Below are 22,243 nucleotides of genomic sequence, written 5' to 3' on the forward strand. Positions count from 1 at the left end.
GTAACTAATGACCCATGAATCGTGGTATGCCGAAACTGCCTATGGGGCGAGCGAGGTACCTCAGCAAGAACATTCAACTGAACGCCCGTGGATAATGCGTTTCGCCAAAGCTAGACTGCCTTGGGGCAATGCGGATGACATTACGGCTGTAAGCATACTCGAAAAATTCTCACCAAAAAAACTCCGTCTTCATGAAGGATTCAAGAAAGAACGTGAAGAGAAAACAGCCACAGAAGCTTATTCTCCGAGCCCATACGAACTTATTGATTTTCACATAAAGGATGACCACGAACGCTTTAGGTATGCACTTCTTCCTGCAAGCTCCCACTTCTGGCTATATATGAAATTTTTTGGCAAGTGGTTCTTTTACATACTTTTCATATTTAGCATTCCAAGTCACTTCGTGATGACCTCAGCAACAACAGAACCATTCTGGGAACTAACAAAACGCTCAGCAATCGAGTATTACTCTTGGCTTCTCGGCCTACCACTCCTATCCTGGGCAATCGGTTCATTAGTCATCAAGCACTTCCCCAGCCTCTGGATAAAACCCTCCCGAGGCCCCATCTGGGAACTCAACCGCCGCACCGGCCTGGTCACCGTCTTCGACTACAAAAACAACGGTCAATACAAAAAGAACGGCACCATCGGCGAACTCACCGCGCCGTTCTTTGAGTTCGACGCCTACATCGCCACCTCCCCGGACAGTCAGGGCATGCCGATAAACGTGCTCTATCTCGCCCATCGCTACCGCAACATCATGATCAACTTCGGCGCGCTGCTCTGCCCCGGCCCCGGCACGCAAGAGGCGTGTGCCTTGTGGGATTTCATCCAGAACTACATGGACGTCAGCCGCCCGTTACCGGACTTGCCCCAATACGAGGAATACCGCCACCTCGACCCCACCACCGCCGAGCACGACCGTTTCACCGGTCGCCACCCGCGTTACTGGATCGACATGGACGATGCGACGTTCAAGCACGTCATCAATGAAATGCACCACCGCGTCGACACCATCGACACGTTTGAGCGACCTAACTTGATGGCTAGGCATGTTAACTATGTCGATTGAGCTAAGAAAACTTATTGGTTTCCGTCGTTCAAATGGTTGCCGTCAAACTCTGGTAACAAGCCCCACTTCGACAGAGAGAGTCAAACTTATTGGGCCGGCGAAATGACAAATAAATCCCGAGACAGTAACAAATGACCAATGAACCGCATTACGCCGAAACTGCCTATGGGGCGAGCGAGGTACCTCATCAAAAACGTTCGACTGAACGTCCCTGGATCATGCGTTTCGCAAAAGTCAGATTACCTTGGGGCAACGCAGATGATGTGTGCCCGGTGAGCTTTGTGGAGGATTACTCGCCAAAAGACATTCGACATCAAGAAAAAACCAAAAGACAACGCGACGAACAAATAGCCACTGACAACTATTCCCCGAGCCCATACGAACTTATTGATTTTCACATAAGGGATGACCACGAACGCTTTAGGTATGCACTTCTTCCTGCAAGCTCTCACTTCTGGATATACATGTCAGGAGTAGGACGCGTTTTGTTTTTTCTGCTTTTAATTGTCAGCATCCCCACCTATTTTTTAGAAATCTCAACAGGAAATGAATCTGTATGGGCATCAACAAAAAGCATTTTTATAGAGTTTTTCTCCTGGCTTCTCGGCCTACCACTCCTATCCTGGGCAATCGGTTCACTAGTCATCAAACACTTCCCCAGCCTCTGGATAAAACCCTCCCGAGGCCCCATCTGGGAACTCAACCGCCGTACCGGCCTGGTCACGGTCTTCGACTACAAAAACAACGGTCAATACAAAAAGAACGGCACCCTCGGCGAACTCACCGCGCCGTTCTATGAGTTCGACGCCTACATCGCCACCTCCCCGGACAGTCAGGGCATGCCGATAAACGTGCTCTACCTCGCCCATCGCTACCGCAACATCATGATCAACTTCGGCGCGCTGCTCTGCCCCGGCCCTGGCACGCAAGAGGCGTGCGCCCTGTGGGATTTCATCCAGAACTACATGGACGTCAGCCGCCCGTTGCCGGACTTGCCCCAATACGAGGAATACCGCCACCTCGACCCGACCACCGCCGAGTACGACCGTCTCACCGGTCGCCACCCGCGTTACTGGATCGACATGGACGATGCGACGTTCAAGCACGTCATCAATGAAATGCACCACCGCGTCGACACCATCGACACGTTTGAGCGACCTAACTTGATGGCTAGGCATGTTAACTATGTCGATTGAGCTAAGAAAACTTATTGGTTTCCGTCGTTCAAATGGTTGCCGTCAAACTCTGGTAACAAGCCCCACTTCGACAGAGAGAGTCAAACTTATTGGGCCGGCGAAATGACAAATAAATCCCGAGACAGTAACAAATGACCAATGAACCGCATTACGCCGAAACTGCCTATGGGGCGAGCGAGGTACCTCATCAAAAACGTTCGACTGAACGTCCCTGGATCATGCGTTTCGCAAAAGTCAGATTACCTTGGGGCAACGCAGATGATGTGTGCCCGGTGAGCTTTGTGGAGGATTACTCGCCAAAAGACATTCGACATCAAGAAAAAACCAAAAGACAACGCGACGAACAAATAGCCACTGACAACTATTCCCCGAGCCCATACGAACTTATTGATTTTCACATAAGGGATGACCACGAACGCTTTAGGTATGCACTTCTTCCTGCAAGCTCTCACTTCTGGATATACATGTCAGGAGTAGGACGCGTTTTGTTTTTTCTGCTTTTAATTGTCAGCATCCCCACCTATTTTTTAGAAATCTCAACAGGAAATGAATCTGTATGGGCATCAACAAAAAGCATTTTTATAGAGTTTTTCTCCTGGCTTCTCGGCCTACCACTCCTATCCTGGGCAATCGGTTCACTAGTCATCAAACACTTCCCCAGCCTCTGGATAAAACCCTCCCGAGGCCCCATCTGGGAACTCAACCGCCGTACCGGCCTGGTCACGGTCTTCGACTACAAAAACAACGGTCAATACAAAAAGAACGGCACCCTCGGCGAACTCACCGCGCCGTTCTATGAGTTCGACGCCTACATCGCCACCTCCCCGGACAGTCAGGGCATGCCGATAAACGTGCTCTACCTCGCCCATCGCTACCGCAACATCATGATCAACTTCGGCGCGCTGCTCTGCCCCGGCCCTGGCACGCAAGAGGCGTGCGCCCTGTGGGATTTCATCCAGAACTACATGGACGTCAGCCGCCCGTTGCCGGACTTGCCCCAATACGAGGAATACCGCCACCTCGACCCGACCACCGCCGAGTACGACCGTCTCACCGGCCGCCACCCGCGTTACTGGATCGACATGGACGATGCGACGTTCAAGCACGTCATCAATGAAATGCACCACCGCGTCGACACCATCGACACGTTTGAGCGACCTAACTTGATGGCTAGGCATGTTAACTATGTCGATTGATCAGCCACCACCCGAGAACGGGGCACAGATGTTCACTGATAACCCGGATGCGCCAGCAAGCGCTAACGACTACGCAATCATCCGAGTTCGTCACAAAAAATCGGGAGCAATGGCTTGGCGGGTATCGTTGTACCGGGAAGGCGTCATCAAGGTACACAAGGAATTTACGTTCATTAGCCATGGAGGTGAGCATCCAGCGCGTGCCGCTGCCGAGCAGTTTCGCAATGAACAGATGCTCCGTTTCCCACCACCACTGAGCTGCATTATCCGTAAAAAGCTGCGCGCCAATAACACCAGTGGCCTGGCCGGAATTTCACGCCAGACAAACGGCAAGAATACCTACTGGGTCGCGCAAACGACGACCCGTGATGGCAAAAAACTTTCCCGGTCCTTCAACGTGGAAAAGTTCGGTGAGGAACAGGCGAAACACAAGGCTATCGAGGCGCGAAAGGAGCAGCTAACGACCATCAAGCATCGGACTTTTCGTCATCATGACGGCGAAAAGCTCTACGGTGAATTGCTGCTGGGGGTCCCTACAGCGTAGCAAGAATGAAAGAAGCGCAGTTTCCGCACTCAGCACCAAGGAAGAACGACTTCAAGCGGGGAGGGTTTCAGACTTGGCGGCGGGCCCGTTGGTGCGGCCGTTTGGGGATCTGCGCTGTCCGACTGATCTGGCTTACTGCGTGGTTTATCGGCCGGAATGGGTCGTGAGGTTTAGTTAAAGGAAATAGGCGGCAAACACTAAACCTGTGGCGAGGGGGCTTGCCGGAACACCGCATCCCCGTTCGGCTGCGAAGCAGTCGTGAAACCTGATTGCAGGGTATGAATGAAAGAATGCAACGGGGCCGCTTCGCGACTCAACGGGGCGATGCGGCGTTCCGACAAGCCCCCTCGCCAAAGTGTTTGTGCCAAGCTTGGGAGCTTCACTGAATCCGAAGACTACTCAATCCCCACCTGATTACGCCCATTGTTCTTCGCCAGGTACAGCCCCTTGTCCGCCGCCGAGATCAATTGCCGGCAATCGCCGCCCGGTTGAGGAGTGATGGTCGACAGGCCGATGCTGATGGTCAAACTCGAACCTTCGGCCGGGAAAATGTGCGGGATCCTCAGCGCCGCTATGGTCTGGCGGAGCTTTTCCGCGACCAGTCGCGCGCCGCCCGGCGAAGTATTGGGCAGCACCAGAACAAACTCTTCGCCGCCGTAGCGGGCCGGCAGGTCCGAAGACCGCGCACTGGCATCACGAATCGCCGTGGCCACTTTGCGCAAGGCTTCATCACCTTCAAGGTGGCCGAAGCTGTCGTTGAAGGACTTGAAGTAGTCGACATCGATCATCAGCAACGACAGTTGGGTCTGCTCACGCAGCGCGCGGCGCCACTCCAGCTCCAGGTATTCGTCGAAATGCCGGCGGTTCGACAGCCCGGTCAGGCCGTCGGAGTTCATCAAGCGTTGCAGCACCAGATTGGTGTCGAGCAACTGCTGCTGGCTGACCCGCAACGCGCGGTACGCCGCGTCACGCTGCAGCAAGGTCATGTAGGAGCGCGAGTGGTAGCGAATGCGCGCCACCAGTTCGATGTTGTCCGGCAGCTTGACCAGGTAATCATTGGCCCCGGCCGCAAACGCCGCGCTCTTGATCAGCGGATCTTCCTTGGTCGACAGGACAATGATCGGGATGTCCTTGGTCGCCGGATGGTTGCGGTACTCGCGCACCAGGCTCAAGCCGTCAAGACCGGGCATCACCAGATCCTGAAGGATCACCGTCGGCTTGATGCGTATCGCCTGGGCGATGGCCTGGTGCGGGTCGGCGCAGAAGTGGAAGTCGATATTGTCTTCGTTCGACAACCCGCGGCGCACCGCCTCGCCGATCATCGCCTGATCGTCTACCAACAACACCATGGCGGCGTTGACGTCGGTTTTGAAGTCATCGAGCTGTAAATCATTCATAGGCAGTCACCTGAGTACTACTTGGACCAGGATTGCTGTGAAAATTCTTCATTTGGGGAATATCTCCAGCAATCGTGGCGCTATCTTGTCCAGTGGGCGAATTTCCATCGCGGCATCGATGGCCGCTGCCGCCTTCGGCATTCCGTACACCGCACTGCTGTGTTGATCCTGAGCGATGGTCAGGTAGCCCTGTTGGCGCATGAGTTTAAGCCCCTGCGCGCCATCGCGTCCCATGCCGGTGAGCAAAACACCCACGGCATCGCCGTTCCAGTAATTGGCCACGCTCTCGAAGAACACATCGATCGAGGGCCGGTAGATCTCGTTGACCGGTTCGGCGGTGTAGGCCAGCGTACCGTTTTTCAACAAGCGAATATGGTGATTGGTGCCCGCCAGCAGCACCGTGCCGGCCTGCGGAGGCTCGCCTTCCTGGGCCAGGCGCACGTTCAGGCCACTGGCGCTGCTGAGCCATTCGGCCATGCCGGCGGCGAACACCTGGTCAACATGCTGCACCAGCACGATGGGCGCCGAAAAAACTCGCGGCAGCCCCTTGAGCAAAACTTCCAGCGCGGCCGGCCCTCCTGCCGATGAGCCGATCGCTACCAGACGCTGGCGCGAGGCCGAACTGCGCAGCGGGCTCGGAGCCGATCGCTCCCGATTGCCCTTGTCACCAATCAACCAGCCAATGTTCAGGATCTTGCGCAGCAAGGGCGCCGCTGCCTCTTGGGCATTGCCGGCACCAAGGGCCGGCGTATCCACCACATCCAGCGCTCCGTGCCCCATGGCCTCGAACACCCGATGCACATTTTGCTCACGGTCGACTGTGACGATGACGATCGCGCACGGCGTATCAGCCATAATCCGCCGGGTCGCCTCCACGCCATCCATCACCGGCATGATCAGGTCCATCAGGATCAGGTCTGGCGTGTTTTCGGCACAACGTTGCACCGCCTCGGCCCCATTGCTGGCGACCCAAACCACCTCGTGCGCCGGCTCGAATGCCAGGGCGCGGCGCAGGGCCTCCACCGCCATGGGCATGTCGTTGACGATTGCGATTTTCATGCCCGCGCTCCTCCAATGAGCTCAACCACCGCGTCAAGCAGGGCGTCGTCATGAAAACTGGCTTTGGCTAGATAATAGTCGGCTCCAGCATCCAATCCACGACGACGGTCCTCTTCACGATCTTTGTAGGACACCACCATAACCGGAAGCGATTGCAGGCGATTGTCCCGGCGCAATAAAGACACCAGTTCGATGCCATCCATGCGCGGCATATCAATGTCGGTGATCAGCAGATCGAAATCCTCCGAACGCAAGGCGTTCCAACCATCCATACCGTCCACCGCCACCGCCACGTCGTAGCCCCGATTGAGTAACAACTTGCGTTGCAGCTCGCGCACGGTCAGCGAATCGTCGACCACCAAAATCCGTTTTCGAGCGGCTTCAACCGCCTGGGTGACCTGACGGGCAATGCGCTCAAGACGCCCGGTATTGAGCAGTTTGTCCACCGAACGCAGCATGTCTTCGACGTCGACGATCAGCACCACCGAACCGTCGTCGAGCAAGGCCCCGGCGGAAATGTCCTGCACCTTGCCCAGGCGCTCGTCCAGCGGTAGTACGACCAACGTCCGCTCGCCGATAAAACGCTCGACCGCCACGCCGTAAATCGCCTCGCGCTCGCGAATCACCACGACTTTGAGGGTTTGCTGACTGTTCTGGCTCGCCGGACGCTGCAACAGCTGACTGGCCGCGACCAAACCGACATGCCGGCCTTCGTGCCAGAAATGCTGACGGCCTTCGACCTGGACGATGTCTGCCGGCTGCAGATCGCACATCCGTTCGATGTGGGCCAGCGGGAAGGCATACGCCTCGTCACCGACTTCCACCACCAGACTGCGCACCACCGACAGGGTCAGCGGCACTTCGAGATGGAAGCGACTGCCCTCGCCCACCGCCTGCTCCAGCACGACCGCGCCGTGCAACTGGCGGACCATGTGCTGAACCGCATCCAGACCGACGCCGCGCCCGGAGACCTCGGTGACCGTGTCACGCAAGCTGAAGCCCGGTAGAAACAGGAAGGTCAGCAGCTCTTCTTCACTTAACTGCGCGGCGGTCTCGGCCGGGGACAATTGGCGTTCGATGATGCTGCGGCGGACCTTTTCCAGATCGACGCCATGGCCGTCATCGCTCAGCTCCAGCACCAACAGACCGGCCTGATGGGAGGCGCGCAAACTAATCAGGCCTTCAGCGGGTTTGCCCGCCAATAGCCGTAGCTCCGGGGATTCGATGCCGTGATCAACGGCATTGCGCAGCAGGTGGGTCAGCGGCGCTTCAAGCTTCTCCAGCACGTCGCGGTCGACCTGGGTTTTCTCGCCCTCGATCTCCAGTCGCACGTGCTTGCCAAGGCTGCGGCCGAGGTCGCGGACCATGCGCTCTTGCCCGGCCAACACATCGGCAAACGGCCGCATGCGGCAGGCCAGCGCGGTGTCGTACAACACTTGCGCCCGTTGACTGGCCTGCCAGGCGAACTCATCCAGCTCGGCGTTTTTCTCGACCAGCAATTGCTGGGATTCAGCCAGCAATCGGCGGGCATCGTCGAGGGCTTCCTGGGCCTCCAGGCTCAAGGCGTGTTCCTTGAGGTGGACGTTGAGGTTTTCCAGCGCTCGCAGACCGTTGTTCTGCATGCGCTTGAGGCGCTGCATGGTAGCCAGGTGCGGTTTGAGCCGCAGGGTTTCCACCAGGGATTTGCTCGACAGATCGAGCAGGCTGTTCAGGCGTTCGGCCGTGACTCGCAGCACCCGCTCGCCGTTTTCGGTGGTGCGCTTAATCTTGCGCGGCGGCTCTGCGGTGTGCAGTTCGGCGACCGGGATTGGCGTCTCGACCTTGGGCACCGGTGGTTCGAGCTGAAGCTCTGCCATTACTGGGGCGACAGGTGCAGTGACCGGTGCAGGCGCCGCCATTGGATCAAGCAACAGCGCCATCAAGACCACATAGGCCTCGATTTCCGCCAGTTCAGGGTTGTTGTCCGGCGTCGCAATGCGCATCAGTAAATCGGTGCCTTGTAACAACGCATCGATGTGCTCGGGCCGAAGGTACAGGCGCCCTTCCTGGGCGCTGACCAGACAATCTTCCATCACATGCGCAACGCTGACCCCGGCATCGACGCCGACGATGCGCGCCGCGCCCTTGAGCGAGTGCGCCGCGCGCATGCACGATTCGAGGTGACCAGCCTGGGTCGGGTCGCGTTCCAGCGCCAAAAGACCCGCGCTCAGCACCTGGGTCTGGGCCTCGGCCTCCAGGCTGAACAGCTCCAGCAAAGAGGCGTCACGCATTTGCTCGGGGGTCATGTAAGGCTCCGGGTCACGGCGGACAGCAACTGTTCTTCATCCAGCCAACGCAGGCTGCGACCTTTGAATTGCAACACGCCACGGGTGTATTTGCCGCTGGCCTGAGTGCCGGAGCGGGACGCCGCCTCGAGGAGGTGTTCGTCGATGGCGTGAATCCCGTCCACTTCATCCACCGGCACCACCACCGGCCCGCCGTGGGCGGCGATGATCAGCATCCGCGGCATGACCCGCGCGCCGGACGCCACGCTGCTGGCGCCGTCGAGCCCCAGCAGCTCCACCAGCGACAGGCACGCCACCAGAGCGCCGCGCACATTCGCCACGCCGAGCAAGGCCCGGGAGCGCTGGTGCGGCAAGGAGTGAATCGCTTGCAGCGGCGCCACTTCCACCAGGCTGCGGGTGGCCAGGCCCAGCCATTCTTCGCCGAGACGGAACATCAACAACGAACGGGTTTTCACCTCGCTCTCGACCGCCGTGGAGACTTGCCCGCGGTCTTCCTGCTGCAACGCGTAGCGGTCGAGCAAGCGCGTCGCGGCGGCCGAATACACCGCGCAATTGCGACAGTGAATGTGATCGCTCAGCAGTGGGCAGGACTTGTCGCCGTGGATACCGATGCGGTTCCAGCAGTCGTCGATGGCCTGGGCATCTTCATGGGTGAGGCTAAAGGTGTCGGCGGCGTTCATCGTTTACGCTCACTGTCAGCGGCGCGCTCACTGCGGGCGGCGCGGTTCTGCAATCGTCTGGCACCCGCCGTGTCGCCCAACGATTGCAGCAACGCCGCCAGGTGCATCAACGCGTCGGGATGTTGCGGTTCGAGGTACAACGCCTTGCGATAAAAACCTTGGGCCTCCAGGACGCTGCCGGCGACATCGCTGAGCAAGCCCAGCCAGTAAAAGACTTGGGCCACTGGCTCGTGACTGCGCAAATAGCGCTCGCACGCAACGCGGGCTTCGGCGCTTTTGCCTTCGTTGGCCAGCGCGGCGATGTTCGCCAGCAGCGCGGCGGCGTCCGGGTTGGCGGTTTTCGTCGCAGCAGGTAACGGCGTCACCGTTGCGAATGGCCGGCCACGAACGGGCGGCGTCACGCTGCGCACCGGTTGGCGTAAGGGCAAAGGCGTCGGAGCGAAAGTCGGAAGGGGCGCAGGCTCAGGTGCGCTCTGACGACTGAACGCAAAGGACTGCGCGATGCCGATCGAACGCATGCCGAAACGGCCGAGCAAACTGCCCTCGGCCGGGCCGATAAACAGCACGCCATCGACATGGGTCAGGCGCTTGAGCACTTCGAACACTTGCTGCTGGGTCGCCTGATCGAAATAGATCAGCAGGTTGCGGCAAAACACAAAGTCATAAGGCGGCTCGTTGGCCAGCAACGTCGGATCCAGCAGATTGCCGACCTGCAAACGCACTTGTTCATGCACTCGCCCGCTGAGGCGATAGCCCTCGTCTTCGGCGGTGAAATGCCGCTCGCGAAACGCGATGTCCTGACCACGAAACGAATTCTTGCCGTACAGTGCGCACCGGGCTTTTTCCACAGACAACGGGCTGACGTCCATGCCTTCGACCTTGAACTGGTGCGGCTGGAACCCGGCATCAAGCAACGCCATGGCGATGGAATACGGTTCTTCACCGGTGGAACAGGGCAGGCTGAGAATCCGCAGCGCGCGCATGTTGTTGAGGTCGCTCAGACGCCTGGCAGCCAGTTTCGCCAGGGTGGCGAAGGATTCCGGGTAACGGAAAAACCAGGTCTCGGGGACAATCACCGCTTCGATCAGCGCCTGCTGCTCGTCCCGCGAACCCTGCAAGGTGTGCCAATACTCATCGGCCGTCAGCGCGTTGGACGCCGTGCTGCGCTGACGCACCGCACGCTCGATGATCGCCGGCCCCACCGAGGTCACGTCGAGACCGATGCGCTCTTTGAGGAAATCGAAAAACCGCTGATCGCTGCTCATGGCCGCTCCTCAAACAGCGCCAGGTCCAAAGGCGTCGACGGAAACAGCAACGCGCGAACCTGCTCATCCAGCAGATCGGCGACCCGCACCCATTGCAACAAACCCTGAGCATCTTCGCGCACCGGCCCGAGGTACGGCGCCTGGCGATTGTCCAGGCCATAAGGCTGAAAATCCGCCGGGTTGCAGCGCAAGGTATCGGTGGCCTGTTCCAGAATCAGCCCGAGCAATTGCGCCTCAGCGGTTTCATCCGGGCGGTAATTGACCAGCACCAAGCGTGTGCTGGTGCGGGCCTGGGCCGGTTGGCCGAAGGTCAGCGCACTGAGGTCGATCACCGGCACCACCGCGCCGCGATAGGCGAACACCCCGGCGACCCAGTCCGGCGCGCGGGGAATCGGCTTCAACGGCAGGCGCGGCAGCACTTCCGCCACCTCGATGGCCTGCAAGGCAAAGCGCTCGTTGCCGATGCGGAACACCAGAAACAATGATTGCAGCGCCGGCTTCACGGCGATGCGTTTGGCCGCGAGTTCGCTCATCAGACTTTGAATCGCGAAACGCCGCTGCGCAGCCCTACGGCCACCTGGCTCAGCTCGTCGATAGCGAAACTGGCCTGGCGCAGGGACTCGACGGTCTGGCTGCTGGCATCGCCCAACTGCACCAACGCATGGTTGATCTGTTCGGCGCCCGTGGCCTGGGCCTGCATGCCTTCGTTGACCATCAACACCCGTGGCGCCAGCGCCTGAACCTGATGAATGATCTGCGACAACTGCTCGCCGACCTGCTGCACCTCGGACATGCCGCGGCGCACCTCTTCGGAGAACTTGTCCATGCCCATGACCCCAGCCGACACCGCCGACTGGATCTCGCGCACCATCTGCTCGATGTCGTACGTGGCGACGGCGGTCTGGTCCGCCAGACGCCGCACTTCGGTGGCGACCACGGCAAACCCGCGGCCGTATTCACCGGCCTTTTCGGCCTCGATGGCAGCGTTGAGGGACAAGAGATTGGTCTGGTCGGCGACCTTGACGATGGTCACCACCACCTGGTTGATGTTGCCGGCCTTCTCATTGAGGATTGCCAGTTTGGCGTTGACCAGATCGGCCGCGCCCATCACCGAATGCATGGTCTCTTCCATACGCGCCAAGCCTTGCTGCCCGGAGCCGGCCAACACCGAGGCCTGATCGGCGGCAGTGGAGACTTCGGTCATGGTGCGCACCAGATCACGGGAAGTGGCGGCAATCTCACGGGACGTTGCGCCGATTTCGGTGGTGGTGGCGGCGGTTTCGGTGGCGGTCGCTTGCTGTTGCTTGGAGGTGGCAGCGATCTCGGTTACCGAGGTGGTGACCTGCACTGAGGAGCGCTGCGCCTGCGACACCAGGGACGTCAGCTCGGCCATCATGTCATTGAAGCCGGTTTCCACGGCGCCGAATTCGTCCTTGCGCGCAAGGTTCAGGCGGTTGCTGAGATCACCGGTGCGCATGACGTCGAGAATTTCGACGATCCGGTTCATCGGCGCCATGATCGCGCGCATCAGCAGCAGACCGCAGAGGCTGGCGGCCAGCACCGCGACCAGCAGGGAAATGCCCATGATGACTTGAGCGGTGAGCACGGCGTCATGGATGTCCGCCATGGCCTGATCTGCCCTGGCTTTGTTGTACACAAGAATGTCAGTTAGTTTCAGACGCCCCGCGGTCCACGTCGGGGTCAGCTGTTCGTTGAACAACTTGATGGCGTCGGCTCGCTGGTTGCGCTGATGCAAGTCGAACACCGCGGCCAGCATCTTGCCGTAATCCTGATGGATTTTTTGGAAAACCGCGAACTCAGCTCTGTCTTCTTCGGTAGTCACAGTGCCGCGATAGTTGTTGATCGCTTCCTGCACGCGCGCTTCATAGTTCTTGAGGTCGGCGACATCTTCGGCATTGATACCCTGCCCTTCCTTCAGACCCAGCATCTCCTCGATGTGGAGGAAGCTGTCGACCCAAGCACCACGAATCATCGAACTGTAATAGACCCCGGGAAGCGCGTCTTCACGGACGCTGTCTTCGCTGACCTCGATCTTCAACAGCCGCGAATACGAGACGACGACCATTAGCAACATGATGGCGATAATCACCGCAAAGCTCGCCAAAATGCGTTGGCGCAACGTCCAGTTCTTCACAGTCAGTCCTCGGGGGGCGGTTCAAATGTTGCGGAGTATAGCTGAGGGCGGTGTTTCATTTGTAAGACGGGTGCGCACCACGTCTCATCTCGGCGCAAATTGCTGAAATACCTGTGTGGCGAGGGGCTTGTGTCGTTTCGGAACGCGCTGTTTTGATGCAAAAAATCGCAGGCTCCGCCAGTGCCTACGGTCAATGTAGGCAGTGGCGAAACCTGCGATTTTTTAGGCAACGCTTAAATAGAAGCCTGACGCACCTGCTTCTCCAACTCAGCCTTCAACCCCGGTTCAAGCTTCAGTTGCCGCGCCAGTTCATCGAGGTAGGACTTCTCCATGAAGCTCTCCTCATCCACCAGCATCACACTGGCGATGTACATCTCAGCGGCCATTTCCGGCGTACTGGCAGCGCGGGCGACGTCGGCCGGGTCCAGCGGTTTGTTGAGTTCGGCGTGCAGCCAGTGCTGCAATTCCTGATCGTTATCGAGCTTGGTGAATTCACCTTCAATCAGCGCACGCTCGCGATCGTCGACATGACCATCAGCTTTAGCCGCAGCCACTAACGCTTGGAGGATCGCCTGGCTGTGCTGTTCAACTTGCGCCGCCGGTAAGCGGTCGATGGTTTGCGGTTCAGTCTTCGGCGCAGTGCCCTGCTGGGCCTGCCAGTTGCCATACGCCTTGTAGGCAATCACGCCCAATGCGGCGAGGCCGCCATAAGTCAGGACCTTACCGCCGACATTGCGCCCTTTCTTGCTGCCCAGCAGCAAACCCATGGCGCCGGCCGCCAACGCTCCGCCGCCCGCGCCAGAGAGCAGGCTGCCGAGGCCGCCCGAACCACCGCTGCCGCCGAGCAATCCGCCCAAGCCACCGCCAGCGGTCTTGTTTTGTGAGCCACCGGCCTTGTTCTGCAACATGTCCTGACCGGACTTGAGTAGCTGATCGAGCAATCCACGGGTGTTCATTTGCTACCTCCACGCATTCGGGTTAACCAGATCTTAAGGCCACCAGCCTAGATCGAAAGTGCCCGATGTCCGGGAGCGAGAGTGCTTCGAGATGTTGCGCAGCGTTCTTCAGCTGACCGCAGCCCTTCAGAAAAACAGATATACACTCAGGAAAATCTATAAAAACCGCCCACCGGGTACTTTCCCCATGATGACCTTGCGTCAAATCCGTCATTTCATCGCCGTGGCCGAGACCGGCTCAATCTCCGCCGCCGCGCAAACCGCGTTTATTTCCCAGTCCACCCTGACCCTGGCGATCCAGCAACTGGAGCAGGAAATCGGCGTTGGCCTGTTCAATCGTCACGCCAAGGGCATGACGCTGACCCACCAGGGCCACCAATTCCTACGCCAAGCGCACCTGATTCTGGCGACGGTGGACAACGCCAAACGCAGCCTACAACAGAGCACCGACCAGGTCGCAGGGCAGTTGATCATCGGTGTGACCAGTCTTGTCGCCGGTTACTACCTCGCGGATTTGCTCACCCGTTTCCAGCGCGCCTACCCCAACGTCGAGATCCGGGTGATGGAGGACGAGCGCCCTTACATCGAGCATTTGCTGGTCAGCGGTGAAATCGATGTCGGCGTGCTGATCCTCTCCAACCTAGAAGACCGCCACGCCTTGCAGACCGAAGTGCTGACCCACTCGCCGCACCGGTTATGGCTGCCGGCCCAGCATCCGCTGCTGGAACATGACAGCATCAACCTCGCCGATGTGGCCCGCGAACCGTTGATCCAGCTGAATGTCGATGAAATGGATCGCAATGCGCAACGCATGTGGTCGGCGGCCTCGCTGCAACCGCGCATCACATTAAAAACCGCCTCAACGGAAGCCGTGCGCAGCCTGGTTGCAGCAGGATTAGGCGTGTCGATCCAGCCTGACATGACTTACCGCCCGTGGTCACTGGAGGGCGACATCATCGAAGCGCGACCGATTGCCGACTTGAGCCAGACACTCGACGTCGGCCTGGCCTGGCGTCGCGGCACGGCGCGCCCGGCGTTGGTGGACCCGTTCCTGACCGTCGCCCGCGAACAACCCCACGGCGGGCGCAAGCCATCTATTTAATCGAACGCCACCTTCAGTATTTAGAATTTGTGGACCTCGGGCCTGAGCACTAGTCTTGCTGCATCTATAAGACGGCCGGGCCCCAGTCACAGGGAGCACCATGGCCACACAAGAAAAGAGAACCCGAAAAATGGCTGGCGCGCAGACCCCGTTGTTCACCGCATTGCTGATCGATGGCGAATTGGTCGCGGGCCAGGGGTTTGTCGAACCGATTCTCAACCCGGCCACCGGTGAAGTGCTGACGCACATTGCCGAAGCGAGCACCGAGCAGGTCGAGGCCGCGATCCTCGCCGCTCACCGGGCCTTTGCCGGTTGGTCGCGGACCACGCCGCAACAGCGCTCGAATTTACTGTTGGACATTGCCAACGCCATCGAAAAACAAGCCGACCTCCTCGCCCGCCTCGAATCCCTGAACTGTGGCAAGCCCTTGCACCTGGCCCGCCAGGATGACTTGAGCGCCACAGTCGATGTGTTCCGCTTCTTCGCCGGCGCCGTGCGCTGCCAGACCGGTCAGCTCAGCGGCGAGTACCTGCCGGGCTACACCAGCATGGTTCGTCGCGATCCGATTGGCGTGGTCGCGTCGATTGCGCCGTGGAACTACCCGATCATGATGGCCGCGTGGAAAATCGCTCCGGCCCTGGCCGCTGGCAACACGCTGGTGTTCAAGCCATCCGAACACACACCGCTGTCGATTCTGGCCTTGGCACCGGCGCTGGCCGAGATCCTGCCGCACGGCGTGATCAACATCGTTTGCGGCGGCGGTGAAGGCGTTGGCAGCCATTTGGTCAGCCATCCTAAAGTGCGCATGGTGTCGCTGACAGGCGATATCGTCACCGGGCAAAAAATCCTCCAGGCCGCCGCAAAAACCCTGAAGCGCACCCACCTTGAGCTCGGTGGCAAAGCGCCGGTGATTGTCTGCAACGATGCCGACATTCAAGCCGTGGTCGAAGGCGTGCGCACTTACGGCTATTACAACGCTGGTCAGGATTGCACCGCAGCGTGTCGCATTTATGCACAGGCCGGGATTCATGACCGTTTGGTGGCCGAACTCGGCGCGGCGGTCAGCAGCCTGCGCTTCGCCGGTAAACGCGATGCCGACAACGAGATCGGCCCGCTGATCAGCACCCGCCAACGCGACCGCGTGGCCAGTTTCGTCGAGCGTGCCCTCGGCCAGCCGCACATCGAGCGGGTGACCGGCGCGGCGGTGCATTCCGGCGCCGGCTTCTATTACCAGCCGACCTTGCTGGCCGGTTGCAAGCAGAGCGATGAGATCGTCCAGCGCGAAGTGTTCGGGCCAGTGGTTACCGTGACCCGTTTCGATCAGCTCGAACAAGCCGTGGACTGGGCCAACGACTCGGAATACGGCCTCGCCTCCTCGGTCTGGACCCAGAACCTGGATAAGGCGATGCAGGTCGCGGCGCGATTGCAGTACGGCTGCACCTGGATCAATAGCCATTTCATGCTGGTCAGCGAAATGCCCCACGGCGGCCTGAAGCGTTCGGGCTACGGCAAAGACTTATCCAGCGATTCGCTCCAGGACTACAGCGTGGTGCGGCACATCATGGCGCGCCACGGACAGCATCTCTGACTACGCTAACAACAAGCCGCCAACGGCAGGCTTCACCACGTTCAAAACTGCCCCGACCATCATTAAAGAAGAGGGAAACCCCATGTTCGTGCACAAGACCGCATTGCTCAGTGCAATCACCACGGCGCTGCTGGCCAGCGCCAGCATCCAGGCCGCCGAACCGCTGAAAGCCGTCGGTGCCGGCGAAGGTCAGCTGGATATCGTGGCCTGGCCCGGCTACATCGAACGTGGCGAAAGCGACAAGGCCTACGACTGGGTGACCGGTTTCGAGAAGGAAACCGGCTGCAAGATCAATGTGAAAACCGCCGCCACTTCCGATGAAATGGTCAGCCTGATGGCCAAGGGTGGTTACGACCTGGTGACTGCGTCTGGCGATGCGTCCCTGCGACTGATCGCCGGCAAGCGTGTGCAGCCGATCAACACGGCGTTGATCCCGAACTGGAAGAACATTGACCCTCGTCTCAAGGACGGGCCTTGGTACGTCGTCAATCAGCAAACCTACGGCACCCCGTACCAATGGGGTCCGAACGTGTTGATGTACAACACCAATATCTTCAAAACAGCCCCGGACAGCTGGAGTGTGGTGTTCGAAGAACAGACCCTGCCGGACGGCAAGTCCAACAAGGGCCGAGTCCAGGCCTACGACGGCCCGATCTATATCGCCGATGCGGCGCTTTATCTCAAATCGAAACAGCCGGAACTGGGCATCCAGGACCCGTACCAACTCAACGAAGCGCAATACAAAGCGGCGCTGGACCTGCTTCGCAAGCAACAGCCCTTGATCCACCGCTACTGGCATGACGCAACGGTCCAGATGAGTGACGTCAAAAACGAAGGCGTGGCGGCGTCCAGCAGTTGGGGCTACATGGTCAACGGCCTGGTGGCGGACAAGCAGTCGGTTGCCTCGGTCATTCCAAAAGAAGGTGCAACGGGTTGGGCCGACACCACCATGCTCCACGCCGAAGCCAAGCACCCCAACTGTGCCTACAAGTGGATGGACTGGTCGCTGCAACCGAAAGTCCAGGGGGACCTGGCGGCATGGTTCGGTTCGCTGCCGGCGGTTCCGGCGGGGTGCAAGGAGAGCGAATTGCTGGGTGCCGAAGGCTGCAAGACCAATGGTTTCGACCAGTTCGAGAAAATCGCCTTCTGGAAAACTCCGCAGGCTGAAGGTGGCAAGTTCGTGCCGTACAGCCGCTGGACCCAGGATTACATCGCGATCATGGGCGGTCGCTAACACACCCGTACTGATCGCTCCCACGCTCTGCGTGGGAATGCATCACCGGCTGCTTCGCGTCCATTCGCGCAAAGGTGACGCAGAGCGTCACGGGCTGCGTTCCCACGCAGAGCGTGGGAACGATCATCACCAGCCCTCGCCTTTTTGGAGCACCGCACCATGACGCTTGCAGTCCAGTTCACCAACGTTTCCCGTCAGTTCGGCGAAGTGAAGGCCGTTGACCGGGTTTCCATCGATATCCAGGACGGCGAGTTTTTTTCCATGCTGGGCCCTTCCGGCTCGGGCAAAACTACCTGTCTGCGCCTGATCGCCGGTTTCGAACAACCGAGTGCCGGCTCTATCCGTATTCAGGGCGAAGAAGCCGCCGGGCTGCCGCCATATCAGCGTGACGTGAACACCGTGTTCCAGGATTACGCGCTGTTCCCGCACATGAACGTACTCGACAACGTCGCCTACGGTTTGAAGGTCAAAGGCGTCGGCAAATCCGAACGCCAGAAACGCGCCGAAGAAGCCCTCGACATGGTCGCCCTCGGCGGTTACGGCGAGCGTAAACCGGTGCAACTGTCCGGCGGTCAACGCCAGCGTGTGGCCCTGGCCCGCGCCTTGGTCAATCGTCCGCGAGTGCTGCTGCTCGATGAGCCATTGGGCGCTCTCGACTTGAAGCTGCGCGAGCAAATGCAGGGTGAACTGAAAAAGCTGCAACGCCAGCTCGGCATCACCTTCATCTTCGTCACCCACGACCAGACCGAAGCGCTGTCGATGTCGGATCGCGTGGCGGTGTTCAACAAGGGGCGCATCGAGCAGGTCGACACACCGCGCAACCTGTACATGAAACCGGCGACAACCTTTGTCGCCGAATTTGTCGGCACCTCCAACGTGATTCGCGGCGATCTGGCGAAGCAATTGAGCGGCAATCCACAGCCGTTTTCGATACGCCCGGAACACGTGCGTTTCGCCGAAGGGCCGCTGGCCAGCCATGAAATTGAAGTCAGCGGTTTGCTCCACGACATCCAGTACCAAGGCAGCGCCACCCGCTATGAAGTGAAACTGGAAAACGGCCAGACCTTGAGCATCAGCCAGGCCAACGTCCAGTGGCTGGACGTCAGCGCCCAGCACCAGACCGGCCAACGCATCAGCGCGCGCTGGGCACGGGAAGCGATGATCCCGCTGCACGACACCGTTGTCGGCGGAGTGTGAGATGAACAGCGTGGCGATGACTCAAACCCCGGCCGGCGGCTCGCCGCTGCGCAGGTTTTCCAACCTGCTGTATCGCCGACCGAAACTGTACCTGTCGATGCTGCTGGTACCGCCGCTGCTCTGGTTCGGCGCGATCTACCTCGGCTCACTGCTGGCTCTGCTGTGGCAAGGCTTCTACACCTTCGATGACTTCACCATGGCGGTCACGCCCGACCTGACCCTGGCGAACTTCGCTGCCCTGTTCCAGCCCTCGAACTTCGACATCATCCTGCGCACCTTGAGCATGGCCGTGGTCGTGTCGATCGCCAGTGCCGTGGTCGCGTTCCCGATTGCCTACTACATGGCGCGCTACACCACCGGCAAGACCAAGGCGTTTTTCTACATCGCGGTGATGATGCCGATGTGGGCCAGTTACATCGTCAAGGCGTATGCCTGGACCTTGCTGCTGGCCAAGGGCGGCGTCGCGCAATGGTTCGTTCAACACCTGGGTCTGGAGCTCGTGTTGCAGTTCGTGCTGGGCATTCCCGGGGTGGGCGGCAGCACGTTGTCGACCTCGCACCTGGGCCGTTTCATGGTGTTCGTCTACATCTGGCTGCCGTTCATGATCTTACCGATTCAAGCCTCGCTGGAACGTCTGCCGCCGTCCTTGCTGCAAGCGTCTGCCGACCTTGGCGCCAAGCCGCGCCAGACCTTCATGCAAGTGACTTTGCCGCTGTCGATTCCGGGCATCGCGGCCGGTTCGATCTTCACCTTTTCGCTGACCCTGGGCGACTTCATCGTGCCGCAACTGGTGGGGCCACCGGGCTACTTCGTCGGCAGCATGGTGTACGCCCAGCAAGGCGCGATCGGCAACATGCCGATGGCTGCGGCTTTCACGCTGGTGCCGATCGTACTGATCGCCATTTACCTGTCCGTCGTCAAACGACTGGGGGCCTTCGATGCGCTCTGACGCTTCATCTCAAGATCAGGCTTCTCTGGGCCTGCGCATCGCAGCCTGGGGCGGGTTGGTGTTTCTGCACTTCCCGATCCTGATCATCTTCCTGTACGCCTTCAACACTGAAGACGCAGCGTTCAGTTTTCCGCCGAGGGGCTTCACCCTGAAGTGGATCGGCGTGGCGTTCTCGCGTCCTGACGTACTGGAAGCGATCAAGCTGTCGCTGCAGATTGCGTCCGTCGCAACCTTGATTGCATTAGTCCTCGGCACCCTCGCGTCGGCGGCGTTGTACCGCCGGGATTTCTTCGGCAAGCAAGGCATCTCGCTGATGCTGATCCTGCCGATTGCCTTGCCCGGGATCATCACCGGTATCGCCTTGCTGGCGACTTTCAAGACGCTGGGGATCGAGCCTGGGATGTTCACCATCATCGTCGGTCACGCGACCTTCTGTGTGGTGATTGTCTACAACAACGTCATCGCCCGGTTGCGTCGCACCTCTCACAGTTTGATCGAAGCGTCGATGGACCTTGGCGCCGATGGCTGGCAGACCTTCCGCTACATCATCCTGCCGAACCTCGGCTCGGCGTTGTTGGCCGGCGGCATGTTGGCGTTTGCGCTGTCGTTCGACGAAATCATCGTCACCACTTTCACCGCCGGCCATGAACGCACCCTGCCGCTGTGGCTGCTCAACCAGCTCAGCCGCCCACGGGACGTGCCGGTGACCAACGTCGTCGCGATGCTGGTGATGATGGTGACCATGCTGCCGATCCTCGGCGCCTATTACCTGACCCGGGGCGGCGAAAGCGTTGCGGGCAGTGGCGGCAAGTGAATTTCCTGACCATTCCAATAATGAATTTGCGGTAGAAAGAGGACAACGCCATGCAAACCAAACTCTTGATCAATGGCCAACTGATCGACGGCGAAGGCCCCGCCCAACCCGTGTTCAACCCTGCGTTGGGCAGCGTATTGGTGGAGATTAATGAAGCCAGCGAAGCTCAGGTCGATGCCGCCGTGCGGGCCGCCGACAGCGCCTTCGAAAGCTGGTCGCAAACCACCCCGAAAGAACGCTCGCTGCTGCTGCTTAAACTCGCCGACGCCATCGAAGCCCACGGCGAAGAGCTGGCCAAACTGGAATCGGACAACTGCGGCAAGCCTTACAGCGCTGCGCTGAACGACGAGATCCCGGCCATTGCCGACGTGTTCCGTTTCTTCGCCGGCGCCAGCCGTTGCATGAGCGGTTCGGCGGGCGGTGAATACCTGCACGGCCACACCTCGATGATCCGTCGCGACCCGGTCGGCGTGATCGCCTCCATCGCGCCGTGGAACTATCCGCTAATGATGGTCGCCTGGAAAATCGCCCCAGCCCTCGCGGCGGGTAATACCGTGGTGCTCAAACCATCGGAACAAACCCCGCTGACCGCCCTGCGTCTGGCCGAACTGGCGTCGGAGATTTTCCCGGCTGGCGTGCTCAACCTGGTGTTCGGCCGCGGTCCTACGGTCGGCAGCCCACTGGTCACACACCCGAAAGTGCGCATGGTCTCGTTGACTGGTTCGATCGCCACCGGTTCGAACATCATTTCCAGCACCGCTGACAGCGTCAAACGCATGCACATGGAACTGGGCGGCAAGGCCCCGGTGATCATCTTCGACGACGCCGACATTGATGCTGCCGTGGAAGGCATTCGCACCTTCGGCTTCTACAACGCTGGCCAGGACTGCACCGCCGCCTGCCGCATCTACGCGCAGGAAGGCATCTACGACACGTTCGTCGAGAAGCTCGGCGCGGCGGTCAGCAGCATCAAGTACGGCATGCAGGATGATCCATCGACCGAGCTTGGTCCGTTGATCACCGCACAACATCGCGACCGCGTGGCCGGGTTTGTCGAGCGTGCCGTGGCGCAACCGCACATCCGCTTGGTCACGGGCGGCAAGGCTGTTGAGGGCCATGGCTTCTTCTTCGAACCGACTGTGTTGGCAGATGCTCAGCAGGACGACGAGATTGTTCGTCGCGAAGTATTCGGGCCGGTGGTGTCGGTGACCAAATTCATCGATGAAGCGCAGGTGCTGAGCTGGGCCAACGATTCCGACTACGGCCTGGCGTCTTCGATCTGGACCTCGGACGTCGGTCGCGCACATCGCCTGTCTGCACGCTTGCAGTACGGCTGCACCTGGGTAAATACGCACTTCATGCTGGTCAGCGAAATGCCGCATGGCGGTCAGAAACTGTCCGGTTATGGCAAGGACATGTCCCTGTACGGGCTGGAGGACTACACCGTTGTTCGGCATGTGATGTTCAAGCACTAAAAGCATCGCAACACAAAACAAAAATTACCGATCCGGGCAGCGCCGTCATGGCGCTGCCACGGTTTCGGACATCATCATC

General features: G+C 59.5%; 19 protein-coding genes. 11 read left to right on the plus strand and 8 right to left on the minus strand.

Annotation, left to right across the window (positions count from 1 at the left end; all coding sequences use genetic code 11):
• The first annotated feature begins 7 nt into the window (after window positions 1-7).
• The 4 genes from ACYZTR_RS22665 (at window position 8) to ACYZTR_RS22680 (ending at window position 4,008) form a co-directional block, all read left to right on the plus strand.
• Window positions 8-1,072 (plus strand): hypothetical protein, encoded by a 1,065-nt coding sequence (locus tag ACYZTR_RS22665; protein ID WP_461973988.1) that lies wholly within the window; start codon window positions 8-10, stop codon window positions 1,070-1,072.
• A 131-nt stretch (window positions 1,073-1,203) separates the two neighbouring features.
• Complete coding sequence (locus ACYZTR_RS22670; RefSeq protein ID WP_461973990.1) at window positions 1,204-2,268, plus strand: hypothetical protein; 1,065 nt, start codon at window positions 1,204-1,206, stop codon at window positions 2,266-2,268.
• A gap of 131 nt (window positions 2,269-2,399) precedes the next feature.
• A complete protein-coding gene (locus ACYZTR_RS22675; RefSeq protein WP_461973990.1) occupies window positions 2,400-3,464 on the plus strand; it encodes a hypothetical protein in 1,065 nt (354 codons plus the stop codon).
• A 28-nt stretch (window positions 3,465-3,492) separates the two neighbouring features.
• Window positions 3,493-4,008 carry an AP2/ERF family transcription factor gene (locus ACYZTR_RS22680; RefSeq protein WP_461973992.1) on the plus strand — a complete coding sequence of 172 codons (516 nt, stop codon included), beginning with the start codon at window positions 3,493-3,495 and terminating at the stop codon, window positions 4,006-4,008.
• A gap of 395 nt (window positions 4,009-4,403) precedes the next feature.
• Here ACYZTR_RS22680 and ACYZTR_RS22685 read toward each other — a convergent pair whose 3' ends face one another.
• From ACYZTR_RS22685 to ACYZTR_RS22720, 8 genes are all read right to left on the minus strand, one after another.
• Window positions 4,404-5,405 (minus strand): diguanylate cyclase, encoded by a 1,002-nt coding sequence (locus ACYZTR_RS22685; protein ID WP_461973994.1) that lies wholly within the window; start codon window positions 5,403-5,405, stop codon window positions 4,404-4,406.
• Between the two features lie 48 nt (window positions 5,406-5,453).
• A complete protein-coding gene (gene cheB / locus ACYZTR_RS22690; protein WP_461973996.1) occupies window positions 5,454-6,464 on the minus strand; it encodes a chemotaxis-specific protein-glutamate methyltransferase CheB in 1,011 nt (336 codons plus the stop codon).
• Window positions 6,461-8,749 (minus strand): response regulator, encoded by a 2,289-nt coding sequence (locus ACYZTR_RS22695; protein WP_461973998.1) that lies wholly within the window; start codon window positions 8,747-8,749, stop codon window positions 6,461-6,463. Before ACYZTR_RS22695 ends, cheB begins: the two co-directional genes overlap by 4 nt.
• Window positions 8,746-9,429 carry a chemotaxis protein CheW gene (locus tag ACYZTR_RS22700; protein WP_461974000.1) on the minus strand — a complete coding sequence of 228 codons (684 nt, stop codon included), beginning with the start codon at window positions 9,427-9,429 and terminating at the stop codon, window positions 8,746-8,748. The genes ACYZTR_RS22695 and ACYZTR_RS22700 overlap by 4 nt, the downstream gene beginning before the upstream one ends.
• The gene (locus ACYZTR_RS22705; RefSeq protein WP_461974002.1) at window positions 9,426-10,694 is read right to left on the minus strand and encodes a CheR family methyltransferase; all 1,269 of its coding nucleotides are present in this window, start codon (window positions 10,692-10,694) and stop codon (window positions 9,426-9,428) included. Before ACYZTR_RS22705 ends, ACYZTR_RS22700 begins: the two co-directional genes overlap by 4 nt.
• Window positions 10,691-11,227 (minus strand): chemotaxis protein CheW, encoded by a 537-nt coding sequence (locus ACYZTR_RS22710; RefSeq protein ID WP_461974004.1) that lies wholly within the window; start codon window positions 11,225-11,227, stop codon window positions 10,691-10,693. Before ACYZTR_RS22710 ends, ACYZTR_RS22705 begins: the two co-directional genes overlap by 4 nt.
• Window positions 11,227-12,849, minus strand: coding sequence for a methyl-accepting chemotaxis protein (locus tag ACYZTR_RS22715; RefSeq protein ID WP_461974006.1), 1,623 nt, complete (start codon window positions 12,847-12,849; stop codon window positions 11,227-11,229). The genes ACYZTR_RS22710 and ACYZTR_RS22715 overlap by 1 nt, the downstream gene beginning before the upstream one ends.
• Before the next feature lie 233 nt (window positions 12,850-13,082).
• A complete protein-coding gene (locus tag ACYZTR_RS22720) occupies window positions 13,083-13,805 on the minus strand; it encodes a tellurite resistance TerB family protein (protein ID WP_461974008.1) in 723 nt (240 codons plus the stop codon).
• A 187-nt stretch (window positions 13,806-13,992) separates the two neighbouring features.
• Between ACYZTR_RS22720 and ACYZTR_RS22725 the strand changes: the two genes are divergently transcribed.
• The 7 genes from ACYZTR_RS22725 to ACYZTR_RS22755 all read left to right on the plus strand — a co-directional run bounded on the left by ACYZTR_RS22725 (window position 13,993) and on the right by ACYZTR_RS22755 (window position 22,164).
• Window positions 13,993-14,907 carry a LysR family transcriptional regulator gene (locus ACYZTR_RS22725; RefSeq protein ID WP_192228470.1) on the plus strand — a complete coding sequence of 305 codons (915 nt, stop codon included), beginning with the start codon at window positions 13,993-13,995 and terminating at the stop codon, window positions 14,905-14,907.
• Between the two features lie 100 nt (window positions 14,908-15,007).
• Window positions 15,008-16,495 (plus strand): gamma-aminobutyraldehyde dehydrogenase, encoded by a 1,488-nt coding sequence (locus ACYZTR_RS22730; RefSeq protein ID WP_461974011.1) that lies wholly within the window; start codon window positions 15,008-15,010, stop codon window positions 16,493-16,495.
• Window positions 16,496-16,577: 82 nt separating this feature from the next.
• Window positions 16,578-17,729 carry a putative ABC transporter substrate-binding protein YdcS gene (ydcS, locus tag ACYZTR_RS22735; RefSeq protein ID WP_461974013.1) on the plus strand — a complete coding sequence of 384 codons (1,152 nt, stop codon included), beginning with the start codon at window positions 16,578-16,580 and terminating at the stop codon, window positions 17,727-17,729.
• Window positions 17,730-17,888: 159 nt separating this feature from the next.
• Window positions 17,889-18,926, plus strand: a complete 1,038-nt coding sequence (locus ACYZTR_RS22740; protein WP_461974015.1) for an ABC transporter ATP-binding protein — start codon at window positions 17,889-17,891, stop codon at window positions 18,924-18,926.
• 1 nt (window position 18,927) lies between these two features.
• Window positions 18,928-19,875 (plus strand): ABC transporter permease, encoded by a 948-nt coding sequence (locus ACYZTR_RS22745; protein WP_461974017.1) that lies wholly within the window; start codon window positions 18,928-18,930, stop codon window positions 19,873-19,875.
• Entirely contained in the window at window positions 19,865-20,689 is an 825-nt protein-coding gene (locus ACYZTR_RS22750; protein WP_461974019.1) for an ABC transporter permease, read from the plus strand. Before ACYZTR_RS22745 ends, ACYZTR_RS22750 begins: the two co-directional genes overlap by 11 nt.
• Window positions 20,690-20,739: 50 nt before the next feature.
• Window positions 20,740-22,164 (plus strand): gamma-aminobutyraldehyde dehydrogenase, encoded by a 1,425-nt coding sequence (locus ACYZTR_RS22755; protein WP_461974021.1) that lies wholly within the window; start codon window positions 20,740-20,742, stop codon window positions 22,162-22,164.
• Window positions 22,165-22,243: the final 79 nt, after the last annotated feature.

The organism is Pseudomonas sp. Hz4 (genome assembly GCF_054898165.1).